At 56.0% G+C, this 26,925-nt stretch carries 21 protein-coding genes and 9 pseudogenes; 19 read left to right on the top strand and 11 right to left on the bottom strand.

Features of this window, described 5'->3' with window-relative positions:
• Positions 1-10 precede the first annotated feature (10 nt).
• The 4 genes and pseudogenes from GKE73_RS22570 to flhB form a co-directional block, all read right to left on the bottom strand.
• Positions 11-399, bottom strand: a pseudogene (locus GKE73_RS22570) (FHIPEP family type III secretion protein).
• Between the two features lie 41 nt (positions 400-440).
• Positions 441-647 (bottom strand): FHIPEP family type III secretion protein, encoded by a 207-nt coding sequence (locus GKE73_RS22565; RefSeq protein ID WP_280955106.1) that lies wholly within the window; start codon positions 645-647, stop codon positions 441-443.
• Positions 637-861: an FHIPEP family type III secretion protein gene (locus tag GKE73_RS22560; protein WP_280954772.1), complete on the bottom strand. Its 225-nt coding sequence runs from the start codon at positions 859-861 to the stop codon at positions 637-639. Before GKE73_RS22560 ends, GKE73_RS22565 begins: the two co-directional genes overlap by 11 nt.
• An 80-nt stretch (positions 862-941) precedes the next feature.
• Entirely contained in the window at positions 942-2,129 is a 1,188-nt protein-coding gene (gene flhB / locus GKE73_RS04890) for a flagellar biosynthesis protein FlhB (RefSeq protein ID WP_230369302.1), read from the bottom strand.
• Positions 2,130-2,319: 190 nt separating this feature from the next.
• Here flhB and GKE73_RS04885 point away from each other — a divergent pair.
• Both GKE73_RS04885 and GKE73_RS04880 read left to right on the top strand, forming a co-directional pair.
• Positions 2,320-3,115 (top strand): annotated as a pseudogene (locus GKE73_RS04885) (thymidylate synthase).
• Between the two features lie 106 nt (positions 3,116-3,221).
• Entirely contained in the window at positions 3,222-3,599 is a 378-nt protein-coding gene (locus tag GKE73_RS04880; RefSeq protein ID WP_312854363.1) for a dihydrofolate reductase, read from the top strand.
• A 23-nt stretch (positions 3,600-3,622) separates the two neighbouring features.
• Here the strand turns inward: GKE73_RS04880 and GKE73_RS04875 are convergent, their stop codons facing one another.
• The 4 genes from GKE73_RS04875 to GKE73_RS04860 form a co-directional block, all read right to left on the bottom strand.
• Positions 3,623-4,297 (bottom strand): GntR family transcriptional regulator, encoded by a 675-nt coding sequence (locus GKE73_RS04875; protein ID WP_230369301.1) that lies wholly within the window; start codon positions 4,295-4,297, stop codon positions 3,623-3,625.
• Between the two features lie 209 nt (positions 4,298-4,506).
• Positions 4,507-5,208, bottom strand: a complete 702-nt coding sequence (gene ubiG / locus GKE73_RS04870) for a bifunctional 2-polyprenyl-6-hydroxyphenol methylase/3-demethylubiquinol 3-O-methyltransferase UbiG (protein WP_230369300.1) — start codon at positions 5,206-5,208, stop codon at positions 4,507-4,509.
• Positions 5,209-5,342: 134 nt separating this feature from the next.
• Positions 5,343-6,152, bottom strand: coding sequence for an amidohydrolase family protein (locus GKE73_RS04865; RefSeq protein ID WP_230369299.1), 810 nt, complete (start codon positions 6,150-6,152; stop codon positions 5,343-5,345).
• Positions 6,153-6,238: 86 nt separating this feature from the next.
• Positions 6,239-6,535 carry an amidohydrolase family protein gene (locus GKE73_RS04860; RefSeq protein ID WP_230369298.1) on the bottom strand — a complete coding sequence of 99 codons (297 nt, stop codon included), beginning with the start codon at positions 6,533-6,535 and terminating at the stop codon, positions 6,239-6,241.
• 269 nt (positions 6,536-6,804) lie between these two features.
• On the opposite strand from GKE73_RS04860, the gene GKE73_RS04855 reads away from it, so the two are divergent.
• Genes GKE73_RS04855 through GKE73_RS04835 form a run of 5 tightly spaced genes read left to right on the top strand, consistent with a single transcriptional unit; the run spans position 6,805 to position 9,609 of the window.
• Positions 6,805-7,026, top strand: a complete 222-nt coding sequence (locus GKE73_RS04855) for a hypothetical protein (RefSeq protein ID WP_230369297.1) — start codon at positions 6,805-6,807, stop codon at positions 7,024-7,026.
• Positions 7,005-7,232, top strand: coding sequence for a hypothetical protein (locus GKE73_RS04850; protein WP_230369296.1), 228 nt, complete (start codon positions 7,005-7,007; stop codon positions 7,230-7,232). Before GKE73_RS04855 ends, GKE73_RS04850 begins: the two co-directional genes overlap by 22 nt.
• A complete protein-coding gene (locus GKE73_RS21595; protein WP_230369295.1) occupies positions 7,177-7,626 on the top strand; it encodes a HAMP domain-containing protein in 450 nt (149 codons plus the stop codon). Before GKE73_RS04850 ends, GKE73_RS21595 begins: the two co-directional genes overlap by 56 nt.
• The gene (locus GKE73_RS04840; protein ID WP_230369294.1) at positions 7,530-8,129 is read left to right on the top strand and encodes a PAS domain-containing protein; all 600 of its coding nucleotides are present in this window, start codon (positions 7,530-7,532) and stop codon (positions 8,127-8,129) included. The genes GKE73_RS21595 and GKE73_RS04840 overlap by 97 nt, the downstream gene beginning before the upstream one ends.
• Positions 8,110-9,609, top strand: a complete 1,500-nt coding sequence (locus tag GKE73_RS04835) for a putative bifunctional diguanylate cyclase/phosphodiesterase (protein WP_230369293.1) — start codon at positions 8,110-8,112, stop codon at positions 9,607-9,609. The genes GKE73_RS04840 and GKE73_RS04835 overlap by 20 nt, the downstream gene beginning before the upstream one ends.
• A gap of 86 nt (positions 9,610-9,695) precedes the next feature.
• On the opposite strand, the pseudogene lysS reads toward GKE73_RS04835, so the two are convergent.
• The 3 genes and pseudogenes from lysS to GKE73_RS04820 form a co-directional block, all read right to left on the bottom strand.
• A pseudogene (lysS, locus tag GKE73_RS04830) lies at positions 9,696-11,202 on the bottom strand (lysine--tRNA ligase).
• A gap of 67 nt (positions 11,203-11,269) precedes the next feature.
• Positions 11,270-12,374, bottom strand: a pseudogene (prfB, locus tag GKE73_RS04825) (peptide chain release factor 2).
• A gap of 117 nt (positions 12,375-12,491) precedes the next feature.
• Positions 12,492-13,472 carry a malate dehydrogenase gene (locus tag GKE73_RS04820; RefSeq protein ID WP_230369292.1) on the bottom strand — a complete coding sequence of 327 codons (981 nt, stop codon included), beginning with the start codon at positions 13,470-13,472 and terminating at the stop codon, positions 12,492-12,494.
• Between the two features lie 216 nt (positions 13,473-13,688).
• Between GKE73_RS04820 and GKE73_RS04815 the strand changes: the two genes are divergently transcribed.
• The 12 genes and pseudogenes from GKE73_RS04815 (at position 13,689) to sucC (ending at position 26,909) form a co-directional block, all read left to right on the top strand.
• The gene (locus tag GKE73_RS04815) at positions 13,689-13,955 is read left to right on the top strand and encodes a GntR family transcriptional regulator (protein ID WP_312854541.1); all 267 of its coding nucleotides are present in this window, start codon (positions 13,689-13,691) and stop codon (positions 13,953-13,955) included.
• Positions 13,852-14,412 carry a UTRA domain-containing protein gene (locus tag GKE73_RS04810; RefSeq protein WP_230369291.1) on the top strand — a complete coding sequence of 187 codons (561 nt, stop codon included), beginning with the start codon at positions 13,852-13,854 and terminating at the stop codon, positions 14,410-14,412. Before GKE73_RS04815 ends, GKE73_RS04810 begins: the two co-directional genes overlap by 104 nt.
• Positions 14,413-14,632: 220 nt before the next feature.
• Positions 14,633-15,010: a succinate dehydrogenase, cytochrome b556 subunit gene (gene sdhC, locus GKE73_RS04805; RefSeq protein ID WP_230371399.1), complete on the top strand. Its 378-nt coding sequence runs from the start codon at positions 14,633-14,635 to the stop codon at positions 15,008-15,010.
• On the top strand, positions 15,004-15,348 hold the full coding sequence (gene sdhD / locus GKE73_RS04800) for a succinate dehydrogenase, hydrophobic membrane anchor protein (protein ID WP_230369290.1): 345 nt from the start codon (positions 15,004-15,006) through the stop codon (positions 15,346-15,348). The genes sdhC and sdhD overlap by 7 nt, the downstream gene beginning before the upstream one ends.
• Positions 15,348-17,121, top strand: a pseudogene (sdhA, locus tag GKE73_RS04795) (succinate dehydrogenase flavoprotein subunit). The gene sdhD and the pseudogene sdhA overlap by 1 nt, the downstream one beginning before the upstream one ends.
• Positions 17,122-17,135: 14 nt before the next feature.
• Positions 17,136-17,846 (top strand): succinate dehydrogenase iron-sulfur subunit, encoded by a 711-nt coding sequence (locus GKE73_RS04790; protein WP_230369289.1) that lies wholly within the window; start codon positions 17,136-17,138, stop codon positions 17,844-17,846.
• Positions 17,843-18,091: an FAD assembly factor SdhE gene (locus tag GKE73_RS04785; protein WP_230369288.1), complete on the top strand. Its 249-nt coding sequence runs from the start codon at positions 17,843-17,845 to the stop codon at positions 18,089-18,091. Before GKE73_RS04790 ends, GKE73_RS04785 begins: the two co-directional genes overlap by 4 nt.
• 67 nt (positions 18,092-18,158) lie before the next feature.
• Positions 18,159-19,449 (top strand): annotated as a pseudogene (gene gltA, locus GKE73_RS04780) (citrate synthase).
• 194 nt (positions 19,450-19,643) lie between these two features.
• Positions 19,644-22,475, top strand: a pseudogene (locus GKE73_RS04775) (2-oxoglutarate dehydrogenase E1 component).
• A gap of 61 nt (positions 22,476-22,536) precedes the next feature.
• Positions 22,537-23,807, top strand: a pseudogene (gene odhB / locus GKE73_RS04770) (2-oxoglutarate dehydrogenase complex dihydrolipoyllysine-residue succinyltransferase).
• A gap of 136 nt (positions 23,808-23,943) precedes the next feature.
• Positions 23,944-25,376, top strand: a pseudogene (gene lpdA, locus GKE73_RS04765) (dihydrolipoyl dehydrogenase).
• Between the two features lie 360 nt (positions 25,377-25,736).
• Entirely contained in the window at positions 25,737-26,909 is a 1,173-nt protein-coding gene (gene sucC / locus GKE73_RS04760) for an ADP-forming succinate--CoA ligase subunit beta (RefSeq protein WP_230369287.1), read from the top strand.
• Positions 26,910-26,925 lie beyond the last annotated feature (16 nt).

Here is a 26,925-nt window from a genome sequence, read left to right as displayed (position 1 = left end):
GCCAGCGTGCTTAAGCAATCAGCAGGAAGGCAAAGTGCGGCATGTTGGGAATCATGCCGATCAGCCCCAGTACGCCAGCGGTGATGTAAAGCACCGGCGCTTTGGTGAACAGTTGGCCGAAAAACTGTTCGGACATGTCCTTGTCGGTGCCCACGCGCGATACCACGATACCGGCGGCGGTAGAGATGATCAGCGCCGGAATCTGGGCGACCAGACCGTCACCGATGGTGAGCAGGGTATAGGTCTCGGCCGCTTGTCCGGCGGCCAGATCATGCTGAACGATGCCGACAATCAGCCCGCCGACAATGTTGATGATGATGATCAGGATGCCATGGCATCGCCGCGCACGAACTTCGAGGCACCATCCATGGAGCCGAAGAAGTTGGCTTCTTCGGCAATGGTGGCACGGCGGCGGCGGGCGTCTTCTTCGCCGATCAGGCTTAGTTGAGGTCGGCATCAATCGCCATCTGTTTGCCGGGCATGGCATCCAGTGTGAAGCGGGCGCTGACTTCGGCAATCCGTCCGGCGCCCTTGGTGATCACCACGAAGTTGATGATGGTCAGGATGACGAACACCACAATACCAATGGCGATATTGCCGCCCACCAGAAAGTGGGAGAACGACTCGATGACCTTCTTAAGCGGCATCGGCACCGGTATGGCCTTCCAGCAGAATCACCCGGCTGGAGGCGACGTTCAGCGACAGCCGCAGCAGCGTGGTAATCAGCAAGACGGAAGGAAACGACGAGAAATCCAGCGGCTGGCGCACGTTGATGCCAACCAGCAGCACGATGACGGATACCGCAATATTGAAGGTAAAGAAAATATCCAGCAGCACCGGCGGCAACGGCAACACCATCATCGTCAGAATGAGGATGATGAGGATGGGCCCGGCCGGCGGGTGTAGTTGAAGCGTTTCAGTGTATCGAGTAGGGAATCCATTTAACGCCTGTCATGATCCTGCTTGCTGGCCTTGTCCGGCGCCGCATCTTGCTGGGGTTTGCTTTCCGGGTCAAGTTCGGGTGGAACTTCCAGCTGATCCGGGTAGACCGGCGCCAGCCCGCCGTTGGTCTGGTACACATTCAACTGGTAAACATAGGCCAGCACCTGAGCGGCGGCCGAGTAGAGTTTGGCCGGGATGTCCTGCCCCAGTTCCGCATGAAAATACAGTGCCCGGGCAAAGCTGGGGGCACGCATCACCGTCACCTTGTTTTCCTTGCCGGTATCCACGATCCGGGCGGCCAGCTTGAGCGAACCTTTGGCCACCACCTGCGGTGCGGCCATGCCTTCCTTGTATTTGATCGCCACCGCATAGTGTGTCGGGTTGGTGACGATGACGTTGGCCGAAGGAACTTCCTGCATCATGCGCTTGCGGGCGGCTTCACGCTGCATCTGACGGATGCGGCCTTTTACCTCGGGCGAGCCTTCGGCTTCCTTGAATTCCTGTTTGACCTCTTCCTTGGTCATGCGCAATTGCTTGTGGTAGTTCCACAGCTGGAAGGGCACATCCACCACCACCAGCATCAGCATGGCCCCGGTGACCACAAAGAAGGTGTGGATCATCATGTCCGCCATCTTGGCGATGCCGCTTTCCAGTGGCATGGAAATCAGGCCAACCAGATCGGCGCGTTCCTTCCAGATGAACCAGGTGGCCACGCCGCCAATCAGCATGCTTTTCAGGATGGCCTTGAGCGCTTCGGTCGCTGAGGTGACCGAAAACAGCCGCTTGATGCCACTTAACGGATTGAGCTTGGAAAATTTTGGCTCGACCGTTTTCAGGGTAAAGTTCCAGCCGCCGACGAATAACGGTACCAGCGCGGCCACGATGAACAGCGCGCCAAACAGTGGCAACAACTGCCAGGCGATAGTGAAGAAGGATTCGCGAAAGCGCAGTAGAACCGGCTCGGTTTTATGCACCACCGTCTGATCGAAGGTAAAAATCTGCTGCATGATCTGCATCAGGGCGGTGGCGATCTTGCCGCCCAGCGTCATCAACAGCGCCACGCCGGTCATGGTGACGGCAAACGTCGACAACTCGCGCGAACGCGGGATGTTGCCTTCTTCCCGCGCGGTTTGCAGCCGTTTGGCTGACGCGGGTTCTGTGCGTTCGAGGTCGGAGTCTTCTGCCATCTGGCCGGGGAAAATATGCTATGGAAACAAACCTGTCGATGGTAGCCTAAGCGCGGAGCCCGGGCCAGCCTGTTGTGGTCTGCTGTTTGGCCTGATTGGCTCCATTTTGTGCCAGTCAGCCGTGCCTGAATAACATTTCATTCTTGCGAATACCGGTTAAAATGACCGGCTATTTTCCGGTAACTTTTCCATGCAACAGTATCTCGACCTGATGCGCCATGTGTTGCAACATGGTCATGACAAAACCGACCGTACCGGTACCGGTACCCGCTCGGTCTTCGGTTACCAGATGCGCTTTAATCTGGCCGATGGTTTTCCGCTGATTACCACCAAGAAACTGCACCTCAAGTCCATCGTGCACGAGTTGCTGTGGTTCTTGTCCGGCGACACCAATATTCGCTATCTCAAGGAAAACGGCGTATCCATCTGGGACGAATGGGCCGACGAAAATGGCGATCTGGGCCCGGTTTACGGTTACCAGTGGCGCAGCTGGTAGGCGCCGGATGGCCGTCATATCGACCAGATTAGCAATGTGGTCGACATGATCAAGCGCTCTCCCGATTCCCGTCGCCTGATTGTTTCGGCACTGGAACCCGGCGCTGGTGGATGAAATGGCGCTGCCGCCGTGCCACAGCCTGTTCCAGTTTTATGTCGCAGATGGGCGTTTGTCCTGCCAGCTGTATCAGCGTTCGGCCGACATTTTCCTTGGCGTACCGTTCAATATTGCTTCCTACGCCTTGTTGACCATGATGGTGGCGCAGGTGTGCGGTTTGCAGCCGGGGGATTTTGTCCACACGCTGGGGGATGCGCATATTTATAGCAACCATCTGGAACAGGCTCAGTTGCAGTTGACCCGTGAACCGCGACCATTGCCCACCATGCAGATCAACCCGGATGTGACCGATCTGTTTGCCTTCCGCTTCGAGGATTTCTCGCTGCAAGGCTACGATCCGCATCCCCATATCAAGGCACAGGTAGCGGTATGAACAAACCCATGCTGACACTGGTGGCGGCCAAGGCGCGTAACCACACCATAGGCATCAATAACCAGTTGCCCGGCATTTGCCGGAAGACCTCAAGCATTTCAAGGCGGTGACGCTGGGTAAACCGGTGCTGATGGGGCGCAAGACGTATGAATCGATTGGCCGACCGTTACCCGGGCGGCTGAATATCGTGATTACCCGTCAGGTAGACTGGCAGGCCGATGGCGTGACGGTGGTGCATTCACTCGAGCAGGCTCTGGCCGCAGCAGGGGATGTTGACGAGGTGTGCCTCATTGGTGGGGCAGAGCTGTATCAGCAGGCGATCGGGCAGGCCGATGTCATCTGCTTGACGGAAATCGCCGTCGATTATGAGGGCGACGCTCATTTCCCGGCGATTGATGCCGCCCTCTGGCAGGAAAGTGCGCGCGAAGAACACGTCAGCGCGCAAGGTCTGGCCTATGCCTTTGTGACTTACCGTCGCCGCTAAAGGTTGGCCGAAATCTATCGTAATTAGCGGGGGGCGCTGCCTTCCAGTGCCACCGCCGATTGCTGCGCGAGCAGGCTGTAATCCTTGCCAAAAGCCGTGACACAGGCATGCAGGCTGTCGGTGTCGCGTGCGATGATGGCCTTGAGCAAATCGTTGAGGAAGCGATGCGTGTGGCTGATCTGGCTCTTGCCTGCCCGCAGAATGGCGTGCACGCAGCGCTGGGTGAGTGGCAGCAGATCGAGCAAGGTGTCTCTCAGGTAGCGATTGCTATCATGCGTATACAGGGCGCGCAGAAACTCGACGCCGTTTTCGTAAAATCCTTGCAGGTCATGCTGGCTATGGCAGGCATCCAGTTGTGCCATCAGTTCGAAAAAAACGGCCAGATCTTCATTGCGCCACGCCAGCGCCAGGTGGCAGACGGCGCGATCCAGCAACAGAAACCATAATTCAAAAAAGTCGCGTACATCACTGGCGGTAATGCTGGAGACGACGGCGCCACGGCGCGGAAAAATCTCGACCAGATGGCGACGTTGCAAAATCAGCAACGCTTCGCGCACCGAGCCGCGGCTGACGCGCAGTTCTGACGCGATGCGTAGCTCCTGAATGCGCTCACCCGGCGCCACTTGGCCCTGAATGATCTGGTTGCCCAGATATTGGGCGATTTGTTCGGCCAGCGAGTCGGTCGCCTTGAAGGTCATTAATCTCTCCATCTTCTAATATTATTATTTTGCAATGTACGTCTGTGCTCGACAATCCGGACATGGGGATCGTCCGGCTGTTTGACAATAGTGAGCGTCAATTCTTCGATATTGACGCATTGTATGATGATGCAGAACGGGGCAGGGAAGAAAACAAGCGGGCCTTCGTCAGACGAAGGCCCGTGTTGGTCATGCGCGACGCTTTAGTTTTACTGTGCAGGCCGACGGCAGGCCAGCAAGTAATTCACCTGCGTGTCTTCACCCAGTGCGTAGATGCGGGTCAGCGGGTTATAGCTCATGCCGCTGACTTCCACGGCGTCCAGCCCGGCATGCCGGGTCATGCGTGAGAGTTCCGACGGCTTGATAAAGCGGGCATAGTCGTGCGTGCCGCGCGGCAGCATGTTGAGCAGGTATTCCGCACCCACCACGGCCAGCAGATAGGACTTGGCGTTGCGGTTGAGCGTGGAGAAGAATACCCAGCCGCCGGGGCGTACCAGTTGTGCGCAGCTGCGCACCACGCTTTCCGGGTCTGGCACATGTTCCAGCATTTCCATGCAGGTGACCACGTCGAAGCTGGCCGGTGCTTCTTCGGCCAACGTTTCCACGGCCACGCAGCGGTAATCCACGGCAATGCCGGATTCCGGGCTGTGCAGTTGTGCCACTTTCAGCGATTTTTTGGCCAGATCAATGCCGGTGACCTGCGCGCCACGGCGGGCCATGCTTTCCGCCAGAATCCCGCCGCCACAGCCGACATCCAGTACCGCCTTGCCTGCGATGGCGGCATGCCCGTCGATATAATCCAGTCGCAGCGGGTTGATTTCGTGCAGCGGTTTGAATTCGCTATTGGTATCCCACCATTTGTGGGCGAGCTGACTGAATTTGTCCAGCTCCAGTTCGTCTACATTGCTCATGTCTTACCTCGCCAGAATGCGCGTGCGCCAGTCTTCGGCCTTGGCTTTCAGTTCGATTTCATCCAGTGTCAGCAGCTGACGATTGGCCAGCAGCGCCCGGCCGTTGACCCAGCTATGGGTGACCTGTTCGCGGCCTAAGCCGCATAAACCACATGCGAAATCGGGTCGAAGGCCGGTGCCGTTTCGATATCCGACAGATCGATGGCGATCAGGTCGGCCTGTTTGCCCACGCGGACCGAACCCACCTTGTCATCAATGCCCAGCGCTTTGGCGCCATGCAGCGTGGCCATGCGCAGGGCCGTCGCGGCCGGAACCGCGGTCGGGTCGAGAGTGCCCACCTTGGCTAGTAGCGCGGTGAGCCGGGTTTCGGCCAACATGTCCAGCTTGTTGTTGGAGGCGGCACCATCGGTACCAATCCCGACGTTCACTCCGGCAGCGAGCAAAGCGTTGACCGGTGCAATGCCGGAAGCCAGTTTCATGTTGGAGGCCGGGTTGTGCACGATGGAGATGCCATGGCGTGCAGCCAGTTCGATCTCGTCCGCATTCAGGTGCACCATGTGCGCGGCGATCAGCCGTGGCGACAGCACGCCCAGCTCTTTCAGTCGTGCCAGCGGGCGCTGGTGGCGTTCCTTGACGCTGTTCTCCACTTCTTCGCTGGTTTCGTGAATGTGGCAGTGAATCAGCATGTCTTCCTGCTCGGCCAGCATCACGACCTTGCGGAAGGTGTCATCCGAGACGGTATATGGCGCATGCGGCGCCGGGGTAAAGGTCACCAGTTCTTCGCCCAGGGAACTCGCGGCGTTCGGCCAACCCTTTGCTGATGTAGTCGTCGGCGTTTTGCGCGTAGTTGGTGGGGAATTCCAGAATGGAACAGCCCACAAAGGTACGCATGCCGGAAGCCAGCCCGGCACGAGCCATGGCGCCGTGATAGAAGTACATGTCATTGATGGTGGTGCTACCGCCACGAATCATCTCGGCCATGGCGATCATCGCGCCATCAAACACGAAGTCATCGCGAACATGCTTGCCTTCAGCTAAGCCAGATATAGTTGTTCAGCCAGTCCATCAGCGCCTTGTCATCAGCCAGACCGCGCAACAGTGTCATGGCCGAATGACCATGCAGATTGATCAGGCCCGGCATCAAGACATGATGGCCTAAATCAACCCGTTGCCGCGCTTCCATGGCGCTGGCTTGATCCGCTGGAAAAATGGCGGCAATTCTGCCATTCTTGATGGCGATGGCATGGTTTTCCAGCACTTCGCCATCCGCTTCGACGGTAATGATCCAGCGAGCGGTAATAATAGTGTCATAGCATGACTGGGGCATGTGACGGATCGTCCTTCAGTCTTCAGAATGCCGTGGATTGTAGGCGTCAGCCCTGATCATGGCAAATGAGGGCTTGGCACGACGGGTGTAACGTGTCATCGTCGTTGATGCTGTCTGTCAGGTGGTTGTTTTTTAGCTGTAATTTGGGGCGGGAGCGGCAGCGCAACGGAATATGCCGTGTATACTCCGATATACCATAAACAATACTTCGCAGTGCAGGTGTCGGCCTGTGACTTTGGTGGGCGAAAAAACGCGAAATGGCATACCCTTTGGAAGAAAAACAGCGTGTCACCTCAAGTCTGTCGCTAAGAACGGTCTTTCTGATCGCGGTTATTCTCGGGCTGCTCATTCCTGCCTCGATCATCAGCTATATCAGCTTCAATATTCAGCGCGACAGCCTCAATAACGAGTTACAGGTTGACCAGAAGCGCTTGCTGGATATTGTCGCGCTGGGGATGCAGGAACCGTTGTGGAATCTCAGCCGCCGGTAAGCAGCCCTTTGCTGGCTTCGGTGATGGAAGATGGCCGCGTTATCTCCATTCGCGTGACGGATACCCAGTCCAATCAGGTGTTTCTTTCCACCCAGCGTGGCGAGCGCCGCATCGGTGGCGTGTCGTTTGTGCAGAAGCCGGTGGTGTATCGTGGCGAAGAAATCGGCCGGTCACCATGGAGTTCGATACCGAACACCGGCCATTGAGCTGCGCAACCAGATCAAGAACATTCTGCTGATCCTCGCGGCACAGCTTTTGCTGTCCATTTTGCTCATCATGGCAATTCTGCATTCGCGCTTTCTGCGGCCGATGCGTAGCCTCGCCGAGCAGGCCACACAGTTGGCCGAACTCAAACTGGATTCTCCCTTTTACTGGTTGCGGCGCGACGAGATCGGCCGCTTGGGTAAGCATCTGGAATGGACGCGTGCCGAACTCAAGCGCCTGATCGACGAATTGCGCTCCAAAACCCGGCGCTGGAGGGCGACATCGCGCGCCGCCGCGAAGTGGAAGATGCCCTGCGTCGCTCGGAAAACAAATACCGCGAACTGTTCTGGTCCAATCTCGACGGTATCGTCATCAGCTCGCTGGACGGGCAGGTGATCGATGCCAACCCGGCGTTTCTCAACTTGATGTGTTACAGCCTCGATCAGTTGAAACTGCAAAATTTCTGGTCGCTGGTCGGGCAGGAAAGTGAAGCGCTGGAACGGTTCAATCTGGACAACAAGGTGTTGCGTTTCGGCTATTGTGATGAGTTCGAGGCCACTTACATCAACCGCTTTGGTAATCCGGTGCCGGTGAGTGTCAAAACTGTCGCCATGCGTGATTCGTTTGGCCGAATCAATGCTGTCTGGCGCATGGTGCGCGATATTTCGGAAAAACGCGCGGCGGAAGAGCGCGTGCAACTGGCGGCCAAGGTGTTTGAAAACACGGTGGAAGGCATCATGATCACCGATGCCGAAAAACGTATCCGCAGTGTCAACCGCGCCTTTACCGAGATCACCGGTTACAACCAGCAAGAAGTGCTGGGGCAGAAAACCAGCGTGCTGTCATCGGGCTTAAGACGATGCCGATTTTTACGATCAGATGTGGTCGCTGCTCAATGAGCAAGGGTCATGGCAGGGCGAAGTGTGGAATCGCCGCAAGAACGGTGAAATCTATCCGGAATGGCTGGCCATCAACGCCGTGCGCAACTTGCTGGGCGAGGTCACACACTACGTCGCCATCTTCAGTGATCTGACCGAACGCAAGGCAGCAGACGAACGTATCCAGTTCCTGGCGCATTTCGATGTGCTCACCAATCTGCCCAACCGTGCTCACATGCATGATCGCGTGGATCTTGCTATTCAGAATGCCAACCGCGACGGCCAGCGTCTGGCCTTACTGCTTTTGGATCTGGACCGCTTCAAGACTGTCAATGAATCGCTTGGCCATTCTGCTGGCGACACCTTGTTGCAAGTGGCGGCGGACCGCATCAAGTCGGTATTGGGACCGGGCGAGACGTTGGCGCGGCAAGGGGGGGACGAGTTCATCATCCTGTTGCCGGTGATCTCCGATCCGAGCGAAGCGGCCATCGCGGCAGAAAAAATCCGTGATGCGTTTGTCGATTCGATAGACCTGCATAATCATGTGCTCACCATTACGTCCTCGATCGGCATCAGTGTCTATCCGGATGATGGGCGTGATTTCGAAACTCTGGTGCGCAATGCCGACGCGGCGATGTACCACGCCAAATCTTCCGGCCGTAACAGCTACAAGTTCTATACCGCCGATCTCAACGCGCGGGCACGCGAAACACTGGCGGTAGAAAGCCAGCTGCGCTTTGCTCTGGAGCGCAGCGAATTTGTGCTGCATTACCAGCCGCAAGTGGAAATGGCGACCGGCCGTATTCTGGGGGCTGAAGCACTGATCCGTTGGCAGCATCCGGCGCTTGGACTGCTGGGGCCTGCGCGCTTTATCAGCGTGGCGGAAGAGCGTGGCTTTATCGTGCAAGTGGGCAATTGGGTGATTCGTGAAGCCTGCCGCCAGTTGGCCGAATGGCAACGCGAAGGGCTACCCAAGCTCTCGCTGGCGATTAACCTTTCCGCGTTGCAGTTCCGTCAACAAGACTTGAGTGAGGTGTTGCAACGCTCGCTGACTTCTAACGGTTTGGCTGGCAACGTGCTGGATATTGAAGTCACCGAAAGCGTGATCATGGATGATGTGAGTTCTACCATCCAGACCATCGATGCCATCAAGTCGATGGGGCTGCAGTTGTCGATTGACGACTTTGGGACCGGCTACTCCAGTTTGTCTTACCTCAAGCGCTTCAAGGCGGACAAACTCAAGATCGATCGCTCGTTCGTGCAGGATATTCCCAACGACTCGGACGATACTGCCATTTCCAAGGCCATCATCAATATGGCCAAGAACCTCAACATGAAGGTGGTGGCCGAAGGCGTGGAAACGCTCGAACAGTGGCAGTTCCTGCGCGAACAGGGGTGTGATCAGGTACAGGGGTATCTGTTGGCCAAACCATTGCCAGCAGAAGATTTCGTCAAGTTGCTACTCAATGAAACCTTGCTGCCGCCGCAGCCTTCTTCCTGATGAATGCCCGGGTTTGTTTGGACGTGATGCAATAAAAAAGGTTGGCCGAATTCGGCCAACCTTTTTTGCGTACGGCGATTCAGTGCTTATTCCGGACGCATTTGCGGGAACAGGATCACATCGCGGATAGAGGCGCTATCAGTCAGCAGCATCACCAAGCGGTCGATACCAATCCCGCAGCCGCCGGTCGGCGACATACCGTATTCCAGTGCACGTACATAGTCGGCATCGTAGTGCATCGCTTCGTCATCACCGGCATCTTTCTGTTTCACTTGTTCCATGAAACGCGCCGCTTGATCTTCCGGGTCGTTCAACTCGGAGTAGCCGTTGGCCAGTTCACGACCGACGACAAACAGCTCAAAGCGTTCGGTAATGCCTTCGCGGCTATCGGAGGCACGGGCCAGTGGCGAGACTTCTACCGGGTAATCGATGATGAAGGTCGGATTCCACAGTTTCTCTTCGGTGGTTTCCTCAAATAGCGACAGTTGCAGCCCGCCAATGCCATCGACAAGCACCGGTTTGCCGCCCAGACGCTGGATTTCCGCCTTGAGGAAGGCACGGTCATGCAGTTGCTCGTCGGTATAGTGCGGGTTGTATTTCTTGATGGCATCAGTGATGGTCAGGCGTTCGAAACGCGACAGGTCCACCGGCTTGCCTTGATACTGCAGATGCACGCTGCCGCATACGTCACGAGCCACTTTCTGGATGATGCCTTCCGTCATTTCCATCATGCGGTGATAGTCGGCATAGGCCTCGTAAAACTCCATCATGGTGAATTCTGGATTGTGACGGGTACTCATGCCTTCGTTACGGAAGTTGCGGTTAACTTCAAACACCCGCTCCAGACCGCCAACAATCAGCCGTTTCAGGTAGAGTTCCGGCGCGATGCGCAGGTAGAGTGCCATGTCCAGCGCATTGTGGTGCGTAATGAACGGCTTGGCCGTGGCGCCGCCCGGGATCGGGTGCATCATCGGCGTTTCCACTTCCAGATAGTCCTGCGCCACCATGTAGTCACGCACACCCTCGGACAATGCGCGAGCGCTTCACGAATACATCGCGCGAGTGCTCGTTCATGATCAGGTCAAGATAGCGCTGGCGGTATTTCTGCTCCTGATCGGTCAGACCATGGAATTTTTCCGGCAGCGGACGCAGACTCTTGGACAGCAGCCGCACTTCCGTGGCATGTACCGTCAATTCGCCAGTCTTGGTTTTGAACAGTGCACCGCGCACTGCCACGATGTCACCCATGTCAAAGCGCTTGAATTCGGCGTGTTGATCAATGCCGACACCATCATTGGAAATAAATGCCTCGGATGCGGCCGCTGCCATCCTGCAGCGTGGCAAAACTGGCTTTGCCCATGACACGCTTGAGCATCATTCGGCCAACTACGGCAACCTCGATCTTTTCCTCTTCCAGCTGCTCACGTTCTTTGCTTAAGCATGAGCCTCCTGCAGCTTCTTGGCAAAGTGGGTGCGCTTGAAGTCGTTCGGGAAGGCGATACCCTTCTCGCGAATGTTCTTAAGTTTCAGGCGGCGTTCCGCCATGATCTGGTTTTCGTCTTGGCTGGGTGCTGTTTGTTCGTGTTCAGACATGATGACTCCGTTACTACTGCGGGTACTGGCGGACCTGCAGCCCGCCCCAGCCTTGCGGCCAACTTGATCAGACGCCTTGCTTGAGGCTTGCCTCGATAAATCCATCCGGTCGCCATCCATGACTCCCTTGATGTTGCCAACTTCGTAGCTGGTGCGCAGATCCTTGATTCGCGACTGATCAAACACATACGAGCGGATCTGGTGTCCCCAACCCACGTCGGTTTTTGTGTCTTCCAGTGCCTGCTTGGCCTCGTTGCGCTTTTTCAGCTCCAGTTCATAGAGCTTGGCGCGCAGCATCTGCATGGCTTCGTCGCGGTTGCGGTGCTGCGAGCGGTCATTTTGGCATTGCACGACGATATTGGTTGGCAAGTGGGTAATCCGGACTGCCGAGTCGGTCTTGTTGATGTGCTGACCACCGGCACCGGATGCACGGTAGGTGTCCACGCGCAAATCAGCTGGATTGATGTCGACCTCAATGCTGTCGTCCACTTCCGGATAGACGAATACCGACGAAAACGAGGTATGGCGGCGGGCGTTCGAGTCAAAAGGTGATACGCGCACCAGTCGATGCACCCCCACTTCGGTACGCAGCAGGCCAAAGGCGTATTCGCCTTCAATCTTGATGGTGGCACTGGTGATGCCTGCGACTTCGCCTTCCGATTCTTCCAGAATCTCCACCTTGAAGCCTTTGCGTTCGGCGTAGCGCACATACATGCGTAGCAGCATGCTAAGCCCAATCCTGAGCTTCGGTGCCGCTTAACGCCTGCCTGAATATCCGGAAGCAGTTGTTCGGATCCATCGGATCATGGAACATTCTGCGGAACTCCAGTTGGGAAACTTTTTCCTCGACGCCAGCCAAGTCGGCTTCCAGCGAAGCAAACGTATCGTCGTCGTTTTCTTCCCGAGCCATGTCAAACAGCTCGCGGCTGTCTTCCACCGTGGCGCCGATCTTGTCCAGCACCAGTACAACGTCTTCCAGCTGCTTGCGCTCGCGTCCCAGATCCTGTGCCCGTTTCGGGTCGTTCCAGATTTCCGGGTCTTCAGTCAGGCGGACAACTTCTTCCAGACGGTCACGTTTGCCGTCGTAGTCAAAGATACCCCCGAATATCGGTGATCCGTGCGGCCAGGTTGTCGATCTTGGCGGCAATCTGGTTGATAACTTCAACTTCCATGCTGGAGTACTCCAAATCAAAAGCTTTTGGGATGATTGGTCTGGCTGGCGGATTTACCCGGCCCAATACAAAAAGCGCACCTTTCGGTGCGCTTTTATCTGACTGCCAGGTTAAGAATTAACCGAACAGATGGGCAATGGCCGCACGCTCTTCTTCAAGCTCAGCCAAGGTCAGGTTCATGCGCTCACGGCTGAACTCGTCGATTTCCAGACCTTGAACAATCTTGTATTCGCCATTTTCGCATACAACCGGGAAGCCGTACATGACGCCTTCCGGAATGCCGTAAGAACCATCGGACGGAATACCCATGGTAACCCACTTGCCGTTGGTGCCCAAAGACCAGTCGCGGATGTGGTCGATGGCAGCATTGGCGGCGGAAGCAGCAGAAGACAAGCCACGTGCTTCGATGATGGCGGCGCCACGTTTGCCGACGGTCGGCAGGAATACGTCGCGGTTCCATACGTCGTCATTGATCATGTCTTTTACCGGCTGGCCATCGATGGTGGCGAAACGGTAATCAGCGTACATGGTCGGCGAGTGGTTACCCCAAACAGCCAGTTTTTCAATTGCAGCAACCGGTTTGCCGGTTTTGGCAGCCAACTGCGACAGCGCGCGGTTGTGGTCCAGACGCAACATGGCGGTGAAGTTCTTCGGATTCAGATCCGGAGCGCTCTTCATGGCGATGTAAGCGTTGGTGTTGGCCGGGTTGCCAACAACCAGAACCTTGACGTTGCGATCTGCATTGTCGTTCAGTGCTTTGCCTTGAACGGTAAAGATGGCGCCGTTGGCTTCCAGCAGGTCTTTACGTTCCATGCCTTTGCTACGCGGACGGGCACCAACCAGCAGGGCAACCTGAGCATCCTTGAAAGCAACATTCGGGTCGTCGGTAGCGATCATGCCTGCCAGCAGCGGGAAGGCACAGTCTTCCAGTTCCATCATTACGCCTTTAACGGCGGTTTGCGCTTGCGGCAGGTCGAGCAGTTGCAGGATGACCGGTTGGTCTTTGCCCAGCATTTCACCACTGGCGATACGGAACAGCAGGCTGTAGCCGATTTGACCGGCGGCACCGGTGATAGCAACGCGAACGGGAGCTTTCATTGGCGGACTCTCCTTTGATTTATCCGTTGAGTGAGATGACAGATGTTGCTCTGTGCTTTCAATGTGCTGGGGAGTGTAACACGTAGTCTTCTCCTTGTGGCGGTGGATTCGGACTATCGGCTTCTGTTATGCTGCATAAAAACTTATGTCTTATATAAGACTTGTCTTTACGCTTGATTTAATTGGTGATAAAAAGTCGACTATGGTAGGTAAGACATTGAGCTTAAGCAGCCGTTATATGCCCAAATCAAGCAACTGCTTACCCAGCGCATTTGTGCCGGTGAATGGTCTGCGGCAGAGGCGCTGCCTAGTGAGTGGGAGTTGGCCGAACAGATGTCGGTCAGTCAGGGAACGGTTCGCAAGGCGCTGACGGAATTGGTTGGCGAAGGCGTGTTGTACCGCCAGCAGGGCAGGGGGGACGTTCATTGCGGAGGTAGCGAGCGATTGGGAGGCTGGTCGTCTGCTGACCCCGGGGTTGTTTGATGAAACGCCAGACAGCCTGATGCGCGAGTTCCTCGGCCTGTCTCGGGTCAATGCCCATGAAGAAATGGCTGATGCCTTGGGTTTGCGGCGTGGCGCAGCGCTGCATCGGATCCGTCAACTCTGGCGGCTGCGTGGCCGCCCGGTAGCGTTGGATGATGTTTATTTACCGGCTGAGCGTTTCGAAGAATTGGAGTCTCACTGGCTGCGTACCTCCACAGGGGTGTACGCCATGTTGCAGCAGCGTTTCGGTGTGCGCGTGAAATTGGTTAGCGAGCAATTTCGGGCGATCATGTTGCCGCGCGAGGAAGCCAGTTTGCTCGAGCAGCATGGCGCCTCGCTCGATTTGCCGGTTTTGAGTGTGCTGAGGTTGTCATCAACAGTGGATGGAGAGCGGATCGAGTGGCGTGAGCGTTATTGTCTCACGCAGGATCTGGCTTATACCGTGATGACCCGTTAGCCGGGGTTGTGATTCGTTTCAAACATTGTCAGGCAAAAAACGGGCCGAAGAGCTCCAGTTTTTGCTAGAATTCTCCAGTCATACTGCACCTGCTGTATCGTGCGGCATGACAGGTATTGAGGGGGAACTGCCCGAAGTAACAAGGGTGGAACCCTTCAGGCGGACCTCGCTGTCAGGGGTCTGGATATAACCTCTTGGTTCAAAAACATCCAAGGAAGCCATATGCAGAAGCAACGACCGAAGCACCTCGGATCTGGCCGCGATCAGGCTACCCCTTCCGGGTATTGTCTCGATCCTGCACCGGATCAGTGGTGTGGCGCTCTTCTTTTCACTCCCGCTGTTGATTTACCTTCTTCACGGTTCCCTCAGCTCCGCTGACGCGTTCGAAACTTACCGTGCCGTAGTGTCTCACCCGCTGATGAAGATTGTTCTCATCGGTTTGTTGTGGGCCTATTTGCATCACTTCTGTGCCGGTATCCGTTTCCTGTTGCTCGATATCCATAAAGGACTCGATCTGCAGACTGCCCGCGCAACTGCGAAAACCGTGCTCGCTGTCAGCCTGGCCCTGACGGTTATCTTGGGGGTATCACTATGGTAAATCGTATTGTAGTAGGTGCTCACTACGGTCTGCGGGACTGGATACTGCAACGTGCAACGGCCGTGATCATGATGATCTATACCGTAGCACTGGCAGTGTTCCTGTTGACGGTGCCATCCAGCTACGACGGCTGGAAAGCGTTTTTTGGTCATGTATGGGTGCAAGTTTTGACCCAGACCACCATTCTGGCTGTGCTGATGCACGTCTGGGTGGGTATTCGCGATGTATGGATGGACTACATCAAGCCGGTGGGCCTGCGTCTGGGTTTGCATGTTTTCACGCTGGTTTGGCTGGTGTCCTGTTTCATCTACTCAGTTAAAGTTGTCTGGGGGCTGTAATGAATGTTCCTGTTCGTCATTTTGACGCTGTGATCGTGGGTGCCGGTGGCGCCGGCATGCGAGCCGCCCTCCAGCTTTCTGAAGCAGGTCTGAAAACTGCCGTTATCTCCAAAGTGTTCCCGACCCGTTCTCACACGGTGGCAGCCCAAGGTGGTGTGTCTGCTTCGCTGGGTAACTCCGAGAAGGATCACTGGCACTGGCACATGTACGACACCGTGAAGGGGTCGGACTGGCTGGGCGACCAAGACGCCATCGAATTCATGTGCCGTGAAGCACCGAAAGTCGTGGTAGAGCTTGAACACTTCGGTATGCCTTTTGACCGTAACCCTGACGGGACGATTTACCAACGTCCGTTTGGTGGTCACATGTCGAACTTCGGTGAAAAACCGGTTCGCCGTGCTTGCGCAGCCGCTGACCGTACCGGTCACGCCATGCTGCACGCGTTGTACCAGCGTAACGTCCGTGCCAATACCCACTTCTTCGTGGAATGGATGGCTCTTGATCTGATCCGCGATGCTGAAGGCGTGGTTCAGGGCGTTGTGGCGCTGGAAATGGAAACCTCGGAAATCGTGGTGTTCCAAGCCAAGGCTACCCTGTTTGCGACTGGCGGTGTATACCCGTATCTTTGCTTCTTCCACCAACGCCTTCATCAATACCGGTGATGGTCTGGGTATGGCCGCTCGTGCCGGTATCCCGCTGGAAGATATGGAATTCTGGCAGTTCCACCCCACTGGCGTAGCCGGTGCTGGTGTGCTGATTACCGAAGGTGTGCGTGGTGAAGGCGGTATCTTGCGCAACAGCGCAGGTGAGCGCTTCATGGAACGTTACGCGCCGAATGCCAAGGATCTGGCTTCGCGTGACGTGGTATCCCGCGCCATGGTGACCGAAATCAACGAAGGCCGTGGTTGTGGTCCGCATCAGGATCACGTACTGCTGGACATCACTCACCTGGATCCGGCTGTGATCATGTCCAAGCTGCCGGGTATTCGTGAAATTTCCATCAAGTTTGCTGGTGTTGACCCGATCAAGGCGCCGATTCCGGTTGTGCCGACATGTCACTACCAGATGGGTGGTATTCCGACTAACTACCATGGCGAAGTCATGGTTCACGGTGACAAGGTTCCGGGCTTCTATGCAGCAGGCGAATGCGCTTGTGCATCGGTTCACGGTGCCAACCGTCTGGGTACCAACTCGCTGCTGGACTTGCTGGTGTTCGGTAAGAGCTCCGGTAACACCATGATCGACTACATCAAGGCTCAGCCGCAGGAACTGCCGCCGCTGGCCATGCAGGATGTTGATCGTGCCCCGGCTCGTGTTAACCGTCTGGATACCCAAACCAACGGTGTTGCAGTGAATGATGCCCGTACGGCCATGCAGCGCAACATGCAAACCCATTGCGGCGTATTCCGCTTCAAGGATTTGCTGAGCGAAGGTGTGGACAAGATCACGGAAGTCGAGAAGATGGTTCAACAGACCGAAATCTCCGACAAGTCCAAGGTATGGAACACCGCTCGTACCGAAGCGCTGGAACTGGAAAACCTGATCGAAGTGGCCAAGGCCACCATGATTTCGGCCAACGCCCGTACCGAATCGCGTGGTGCTCACGTTCGTGACGATGCTCCGGATACCCCGGAACATCCGAATGGTCGTGATGATCAGAACTGGCTCAAGCACACGCTGTGGTACCGCGATGGTAACCGTCTGGAATACAAGCCGGTGAACATGAAGCCTCTCTCCGTAGAGACGATCGCCTTGAAGACCCGTTCCTACTAAGGGGATCACTGTAGATGACTACGCAAACCGTTCAGTTTCGCATCTATCGTTACAATCCGGATGTAGATGCCAAGCCTTACATGCAGAACGTCAGTGTCGAAATCAACGCCACTGATCGTAAACTGCTGGATGTACTGACCAAGTTGAAGGTAAAGGATGACTCCATTGCCTTCCGTCGTTCCTGCCGTGAAGGTGTTTGTGGCTCTGATGCCATGAACATCAACGGCAAGAATGGCTTGGCTTGCCTGACCGACATCAAGGACCTGAAGCAGCCGATCGAATTGCGCCCGCTGCCGGGTCTGCCTGTGATCCGCGACCTGATCGTGGACATGGCTCAGTTTTTCAAGCAATACCACTCTATCAAGCCGTACGTTATCAATGACACGCCGCCCCCGGAGCGTGAACGCAGACAGTCGCAAGCTGACCGTGAAGAACTCAACGGTCTGTACGAGTGCATTCTGTGTGCCTGCTGCTCGACGTCGTGTCCGTCTTTCTGGTGGAACCCGGACAAGTTCGTTGGTCCGGCTGGCCTGTTGGCGGCTTACCGCTTCATCGCGGATACCCGTGATACGGCTACCTCAGAACGACTCGATAATCTTGAAGATCCGTACCGCTTGTTCCGTTGCCACACCATCATGAACTGCGTTGATGTGTGTCCGAAGGGCCTCAACCCGACGAAGGCAATTGGCAAGATCAAGGATCTGATGGTTAAGCGTGCTGTATGACCGACTACGATCCGATTGAACTCAAACGGATCCGTTGGCGGTCCCGCCGGGGATTATTGGAGCTGGATCTGGTGCTGGAAAAGTTTTTTGCCCAGCGCTTTGATTCACTCTCCCCAGCGGAGATTGATGCCTACAGAAAACTACTCGATCTACCCGATACCGATTTTCTCGACGTCGTGAACGGCAAAGCCGATCTGGATGATCCTGAATTGATGGGTATCGTCGAGATTCTGCGGGCACTCTGACGGCATGTAGCAGTTAGCCGTGCTAAAAAACATTACAACCACAAACAAACTGACTGGGAGTATTGCTGTGGAAACCAACCGGAAAGTGACGCTCACTTACAACGAAGGCAAAGATACCACGGAATTTCCAGTTCTGAAGGGTACGCTGGGCCGGGATGTCGTGGACATCCGCACCTTCGCCAAAACTGGCATGTTTACGTTTGACCCGGGCTTCCCGGCTACCGCCAGCTGCGAGTCCTCCATCACCTTTATCGATGGTGACAAAGGCTACCTGTACTATCGCGGCTACCCGATTGAACAACTGGCTGAACAGACCGATTACCCGGAAGTCTGCTACTTGCTGCTGAACGGCGAACTGCCGAATGCTGAGCAACGTGCCGAATTTAACCGTGGCATCATGCGCCACAACATGCTGCACGACCAACTGATGAGCCTGTTCAAGGGCTTCCGTCGTGACGCTCACCCGATGGCTGTAATGGTGGGTGTGGTTGGCGCGCTGTCCGCGTTCTACCATGACTCGCTGGACATCACCAATCCGGAACATCGTCGCATCTCGGCTCATCGCCTGATCGCCAAGCTGCCGACCATCGCCGCTCAAGCTTACCGCTACAACAAGGGCCTGCCGTTCTCCTATCCGAAGAATGGTTTGGGCTATGCCGAGAACTTCCTGCACATGATGTTCTCGACGCCGTGTGACGAATACAAGGTGAGCCCGGTTATTGCTCGTGCAATGGACCGTATCTTCACCTTGCATGCTGACCATGAGCAAAACGCTTCGACCTCCACCGTTCGTCTGGCTGGTTCGTCTGGCGCCAACCCGTTCGCATGTATCGCTGCTGGTATTGCTTGCCTGTGGGGTCCGTCGCACGGCGGCGCCAACGAAGCTGTACTGAAAATGCTGGATGAGATCGGTTCGGTTGAAAACGTACCGGCCTTCATGGAAGGCGTTAAGAACAAGACCCACAAACTGATGGGCTTTGGTCACCGCGTGTACAAGAACATGGACCCGCGCGCCAAGATCATGAAACAGACCTGCGACGAAGTGTTGAACGAACTGGGTCTGCACAACGACCCGCAGTTCAAGCTGGCCATGGCTCTGGAAAAGATCGCGCTGGAAGATCCGTACTTCATCGAACGCAAACTGTACCCGAACGTAGACTTCTACTCCGGTATCGTACTGTCTGCGATCGGTATTCCGGTTTCCATGTTCACTCCGATCTTTGCCCTCGGCTCGTACCGTAGGCTGGATTAGCCACTGGAACGAAATGATTTCGGATCCTGGCATGAAGATCGGTCGTCCGCGTCAGCTGTACACCGGCGCTGCGCGTCGTGACGTGGTAGCTATCGACAAGCGTTAATCTGCAGTAACAGGGTTGGCCGAACGTTCGGCCAACCTTTTTTGCTCCACTTTGTATTCAACAATACACAATATTCAATACGGCAGACGCCATCAGAGCGTTACGGAAATAAGGAGGGGGTATTTGCCGTGATCCCGCCTCGAGTTTCCTTAGCGTTTTGTAGTGCTGCAACGTAGACAAAAAAGGGTCGAATAATGATGCAAGACATGTACAGTCATTCCTACCTGTTTGGTGGGAATGCACCGTTCATCGAGGAGCTGTACGAACAGTTCCTCTCTGATCCGAATTCGGTTCCGGCAGAATGGCGGGACTATTTTGACAAGCTGGCGCAAGCTCCCGGTGCAGCGGAGCGCGATGTTCCGCATCAGCCGATTCAGGAGTCGTTTGTTCAGCTCGCCAAAAAGCCTGTTGGCGGTCAACGTTCCAGCCCTGTCGCCGAATGGGAGTCCATGCAAAAGCAGGTGGCGGTGCTCAAGCTGATTTCGGCTTACCGCATTCTGGGTTCCCGTCAGGCTAACCTTGACCCGCTCAAGCGTATGGATCAGCGCCATCTGCGTGAACTGGACCCGGCTACTCATGGGCTGACCGATGCCGATATGGCGGTACAGTTCAATGTGGGTTCGCTGGTTGGCCCGCAGAAGTTGCCATTGTCCGAGATTCTGGCCCGTCTCAAACAGACCTACTGTGGCAATATCGGCACTGGAATACATGCACATCACCAACAGTGATGAAATGCATTGGGTACAGAAGCGTTTCGAAGGGGACCTGTCGACCCCGCGTTACGATGCAGCCAAGAAAAAACGCATTCTGAGCCAGATTACTGCTGCCGAAACGCTGGAGCGTTACCTACATACCAAATATGTGGGCCAGAAACGCTTCTCGCTGGAAGGTGGTGAAAGCACCATCGCCGCGCTGGATCACCTGATTCACGCCTCCAGCGCCGTGGGCGTGCAAGAACTGATCATCGGCATGGCCCACCGCGGTCGTCTGAACGTATTGGTGAATACGCTGGGCAAGCTGCCGCGTGACCTGTTTGCTGAATTCGAAGGCAAGACCTCGCAGCAACTGGCTTCCGGTGACGTGAAATACCACATGGGCTTCTCGTCGGATATTCCGACCGAAAACGGCCCGATGCACGTTTCCCTAGCGTTCAACCCGTCGCATCTGGAAATTGTGAATCCGGTGGTGGAAGGTTCGGTACGCGCTCGTCAGGACCGTCGCAAAGATAGTGAACGCCGTCAGGTGATTCCGGTATTGATCCATGGTGACTCGGCCTTTGCCGGTCTGGGTGTGAACCGTGGTACCTTCAACCTGTCGCAGACTCGCGGCTACGGTACCGGCGGCACCATCCACATCGTCATCAACAACCAGGTCGGTTTCACCACGTCCGATACCCGTGACATGCGTTCCACGCTGTACTGTACCGATGTGTCCAAGATGGTTGAAGCGCCGATCTTCCACGTCAACGGTGATGATCCGGAAGCCGTGTGCTATGTGATGCAGGCAGCGCTGGATTACCGTATGGCCTTCCACAAGGATGTGGTCATCGATCTGGTGTGCTATCGCAAACTGGGCCACAACGAAGGCGATGATCCGTTCCTGACCCAGCCGATGATGTACAAAAAGATCGCCAAGCACGCAGGTGTGCGCGCCATGTATGCCGAGCGTCTGGTGAACGAAGGTCTGCTCAAGCAGGAAGAAGCTGACGGTGCCATCCGTGCTTACCGCGATGCGCTGGATAAAGGCGAGCATGTTGAACAGACTGCCCTCACCAACTACCGTCGTAGCCACGCCGTGGACTGGAGCCCGTTCATGGGCACCCACTGGGCGCATCCGACCGAAACCGCTCTGCCGCTGGCTGATATCCAGCGGTTGGCCGAAAAAATTCACCACCGTTCCGGCCGATTTCAAGGTTCACCCGACCGTAGACAAGGTGCTCAAAGCCCGTCGTGCCATGGCCGCTGGTGAACAGAATGTCGACTGGGGCATGGCCGAAACCTTGGCATATGCTTCGCTGGTGACCAATGGCTTTGGTGTACGTCTGTCCGGTGAAGATTCCGGCCGTGGTACGTTCTCGCATCGCCATGCCGTCGTACACGATCAGAACCGTGAACGTTGGGATCAGGGCGCCTATGTGCCGTTGCGTAACCTGTCGGAAAATCAGGCCGAGTTCCCGGTTATTGACTCCATCCTGAATGAAGAAGCCGTATTGGCTTACGAGTATGGCTATGCCTGCTCTGCACCGGATCAGCTGGTGATCTGGGAAGCCCAGTTCGGTGACTTTGCCAACGGTGCACAAGTTGCCATTGACCAGTTCATTACCTCTGGTGAAACCAAGTGGGGCCGTCTGTGTGGCCTGACTACCATCCTGCCGCACGGCTACGATGGCCAAGGTCCGGAACACTCTTCCGCTCGTGTGGAACGCTGGTTGCAACTGTGTGCCGAGCACAACATCCGGTGGTGATGCCGTCCGAAGCCAGCCAGATGTTCCATGTGCTGCGTCGTCAGGTCCTGCGTCCGTATCGCAAGCCGCTGGTGGTGTTCCTGTCCAAGCGTCTGCTGCGTTACAAGGACTCAATGAGCCCGATCGACGCCTTTACCAGCGGTGCTTTCCGCCCGGTTATCGGTGACAGCACGGTACAGGATGCCAAGAAAGTGAAACGGGTTCTGTTGTGTTTAAGCCCAGGGTCTACTACGATCTGTTTAACGGCCGCAAAGAACGTGAATTGGCTGACGATATCGCCATCGTGCGGATCGAGCAGCTGTATCCGTTCCCGACCGAACAGCTGGCCGCCGAGTTGTCCAAGTACAGCCATGCCAAGGAAGTGGTATGGGTACAGGAAGAACCGCGTAACCAAGGGGCTTGGAACCAGATCCGTCACCGTCTGGAAGGCCTGATGGGTGCCAAACAAGCGCTGACTTTTGCTGGTCGTCCATCCTCCGCCTCGTAAGCAGTGGGTTACATGAGCAAGCACGTGGCACAACTGAAAGGCTTCGTCGAAGAAGCCATGACGATTGCTAAATAACGTCCTACCCCTAGAGACACGGAAGAGGGCGGTCTGATGGCCGCCCATCATGGAGAAGAACATGCTGATCGAAGTTAAAGTACCGCAACTGCCGGAATCGGTTTCCGAAGCTACCCTGATGTCCTGGCACAAGAAGGTTAGCGACTTTGTTGAACGTGATGAAAACCTGATCGATCTGGAAACAGACAAGGTCGTACTGGAACTGCCAGCGCCGCAGGCTGGTGTGATCGTCAAGATCATCGAACAGGACGGCACCACGGTGACCTCTGGTCAACTGATTGCCCAAATCGATACCGAAGCCAAGGCCAGTGCGGCCGCTCCTGCTGCTGAACCTGCTGCCGCGGCTCCGGCCCCGGCCGCTGCTGCCCCGGCTGCAACCGGTGGTGCGGCGATGCCGTCGGCCGCCAAGCTGGCTGCTGAAACCGGCGTGAATCTGGCTGACGTAGCTGGTTCTGGTCGCGACGGTCGTATCCTGAAAGAAGATGTGCAGTCTGCGGCCAAGACCAGTGCAGCTCCGGCACAATCCGGCCCGGTACTGGCCAAGCCTGCTGCACCGGCTGGTACGGCACTGGCATCCACGCCTGCTGCGGTTAATGTGGCCTCGCTGCTGTCTGACCGTCCGGAACAGCGCGTGCCGATGAGCCGTCTGCGTCAGCGTGTGGCAGAACGTCTGCTGATGTCGCAACAGACCAATGCCATCCTCACCACCTTCAATGAAGTGAACATGAAGCCGGTGATGGATCTGCGCGCCAAGTACAAGGAAAAGTTTGAAAAAGAACATGGCGTGAAGCTGGGCTTCATGTCGTTCTTTGTGAAGGCTGCGGTAGCTGCCCTGAAGAAATTCCCGGTAGTGAATGCCTCGGTTGATGGTAACGACGTGATCTATCACGGCTACTTTGACATTGGTATCGCTGTTGGCAGCCCGCGTGGTCTGGTTGTACCGATCCTGCGCAATGCTGACCAGATGTCGATTGCCGAGATCGAAAAGACCATCGCTGATTTCGCCGTGAAAGCCAAGGACGGCAAGCTGGCGCTGGAAGACCTGACCGGTGGTACGTTCTCGATCACCAACGGTGGTACTTTCGGTTCCATGATGTCCACTCCGATCATTAACCCGCCGCAATCTGCCATTCTGGGCATGCACGCTACCAAGGAGCGTGCAGTGGTGGAAAATGGTCAGGTGGTTGTTCGTCCGATGATGTACCGGCGCTGTCTTACGACCACCGCATCATTGATGGCCGCGAAGCCGTGCTGACGCTGGTAACGATCAAAGACCTGCTGGAAGATCCGGCTCGTCTGATCCTCGGACCTGTAATAACGGTATGCCGGTAGCGATACCGGCAAGCCTGAAGAAACGACAAGGGTGCCTGAAACTGTTGCGTCGCATGATGTGAGTAACATTCAGGCATTCTTTATGACTGAAGCAGGTTGGCCGAAAGCACTGGGCCAACCAGACAAGGAAAAATCCATGAGCCAACAATTTGACGTGGTTGTGATTGGTGGGGGCCCCGGCGGTTACGTTGCGGCTATTCGTGCAGCACAACTGGGTTTCAACACGGCATGCGTTGATGCCTTCAAAAACCCGGAAGGCAAGCCGTCTTTGGGCGGTACCTGCCTGAACGTGGGCTGCATCCCGTCCAAGGCCTTGTTGCAATCTTCGGAAAACTTCCACGCCGTGCAGCATGACTTTGCCAAGCACGGTATCAGCGTGGACGGTGCCAAGATGGACGTGGCCACCATGCTGGAACGCAAGACCGGCATCATCAACAAGAATGCCGGTGGTATTGCCTTCCTGTTCAAGAAGAACAAGGTTGCCAATATCCATGGCTTTGCCGCCTTCAAGGGCCGTCAGGGCGAACGCTGGGTGGTTGAAGTGACCGATAACGGCGCCGTGGTGGATACGCTGGAAGCCACGCACGTTATCGTGGCAACCGGTTCTACCCCGCGTCAGCTGCCGGGTCTGCCGACTGATAACCAGCTGGTGCTGGACAACGAAGGTGCGCTGGCGCTGCCTGCCGTGCCGAAGCGCACGGGTGTGATTGGCGCCGGGGTGATCGGTCTGGAAATGGGGTCGGTCTGGAAGCGTCTGGGGGCGGAAGTGACCATTCTGGAAGCGGCACCTACCTTCCGGCCGCCGCTGACCAGCAGATCGCCAAGGAAGCGTTCAAGACGCTGACCAAAGATACCGGTCTGGACATCAAGCTTGGCGTGAAAATTGGCGAGATCAAGACCGCTGCCGATAGCGTGACCGTTAACTACGAACTGAACGGTGAAACCACTGCTGCCGAGTTCGACAAGCTGATCGTGTCGATCGGCCGTGTACCGAACACGGCTGGCTTGGGTGCCGATGTGGTGGGCCTGCAAACCGACCAACGCGGTTTTGTAGTGGTGGATGACAACTGTCATACCAACCTGCCTAATGTTTGGGCGATTGGCGACGTAGTACGTGGCCCGATGCTGGCTCACAAGGCTTCGGAAGAAGCAGTGGCTGTGGCCGAGCGTATTGCTGGTCAAAAACCGCATGTCGACTTTGCTACCATTCCTTGGGTAATCTATACCTCGCCGGAAATTGCCGGGTGGGCAAGACCGAAGAGCAGCTCAAGGCTGAAGGTATCGAATACAAGAAAGGCACTTCCAGCTTTGCCGCCAACGGCCGTGCGCTGGGTCTGGGCCAGGCTCAAGGTACTGTCAAGCTGTTGGCCGATGCCAAGACCGATCGTATCCTCGGGTATTCACATGATCGGGCCGATGGTGTCCGAACTGGTGACCGAGGGTGTGGTTTCGATGGAATTCAAGGCAGCCAGCGAAGATTTGGCTCGCATTGTCCATGCGCATCCGTCGCTGAGCGAAGTGGTGCACGAAGCCGCTCTGGCTGCTGACAAGCGCGCGCTGCACGGTTGATCCACTTGCAAGCTAGGGGCTTACCCTAGTGGGTAGTGTTGAGTAGTAAAGGATGTGGTACCTTGCAATGAGGTACCCATTCCTGAGGGCCGGTTTACGCTGTCCAGACCGATGGGGCAAACTGGCAAGATGGGGCAAAAATGCTGTTTACACGAAGTAAATACGCTTTTTCGCCCCATTTTTGTGTCGGGTGCCCTGGGGTTTTGTTGCGGCAAGACCGGTTCCGAGAAGGGTATGAGGCTTGGCTATTCCGGGCGGAGTGGCCGGGTCTGAATACAAAAAGGGTTGAGGAAACATAATTACGGAAGAGAGACGTTGGCCGAAAGGCTCACCATCATTTCCACCAAAAGGAAACCATAGATGAACCTGCACGAATATCAAGCGAAAGAACTGCTGGCCAAATACGGCCTGCCGGTGCAACTGGGCGTACTTGCCAAGACACCGGAAGAAGCAGCCGCTGCTTACGACAAACTTGGTGGTAAATTTGCCGTTGTGAAGGCTCAGGTACATGCTGGCGGTCGAGGTAAGGCCGGTGGCGTGAAAGTGGTAAAAAGCCGTGAAGAAGCGGCAGAAGTGGCCAAGGCGCTAATCGGCACGAATCTGGTGACTTACCAGACTGATGCCAATGGCCAGCCGGTCAATTCTGTCCTGGTATGTGAAGACATGTACCCGGTAGAACGTGAACTGTATCTGGGCGCGGTGGTTGACCGTGGCTCCCAGCGTGTGGTGTTCATGGCCTCTACCGAAGGTGGCGTGGAAATTGAGAAGGTAGCGGAAGAAACCCCGGAAAAGATCATCAAGGTCGAGGTGAATCCGCTGGTGGGCATGCAGCCGTTCCGGGCACGCGATGTGGCGTTTGCACTGGGACTGAAGGCTGATCAGGTCAATGCTTTTGTAAAAATGATGTTGGGCGCTTATCAGGCCTTCGTCGAAAACGACTTCGCCCTGTTCGAAGTCAACCCGCTGGCTGTGCGTGAAGGCGGGGCCTTGGCATGTGTCGATGCCAAGATCAATCTGGATTCCAATGCGCTGTATCGTCATCCTGAACTGGCTGCCCAGCGTGACACCTCGCAGGAAAACGAGCGCGAGGTGAAAGCCTCGGAGTTCGACCTGAACTACGTGGCGCTGGAAGGCAATATCGGTTGCATGGTAAACGGTGCCGGTCTGGCCATGGCTACCATGGATATCATCAAGCTCAAGGGCGGTCAGCTTAAGCCAACTTCCGGATGTGGGCGGCGGCGCAACCAAAGAGCGCGTGATCGAAGCCTTCAAACTGATCCGGCCGACAGCTCGGTACAGGGTGTGCTGATCAATATTTTTGGTGGCATCGTACGTTGCGACATGATCGCCGAAGCGATTATCGCCGCGGTGAAAGAAGTTCATGTCACCGTGCCGGTGGTGGTACGTCTGGAAGGCAATAATGCCGAGCTGGGCGCCAAGCTGCTGGACGAGTCTGGCCTGAAGCTGACTTCTGCCCAAGGCCTGAATGACGCCGCCGAGAAGATCGTTGCTGCCGTCAAGGCCGCTGCCTGATCCCCCCTGCACAGAC

This window comes from Paludibacterium denitrificans, from assembly GCF_009707705.1.
In the GTDB taxonomy this organism is placed as follows: domain Bacteria; phylum Pseudomonadota; class Gammaproteobacteria; order Burkholderiales; family Chromobacteriaceae; genus Paludibacterium_A; species Paludibacterium_A denitrificans.
This window is presented reverse-complemented; position numbering and strand designations above follow the sequence as displayed.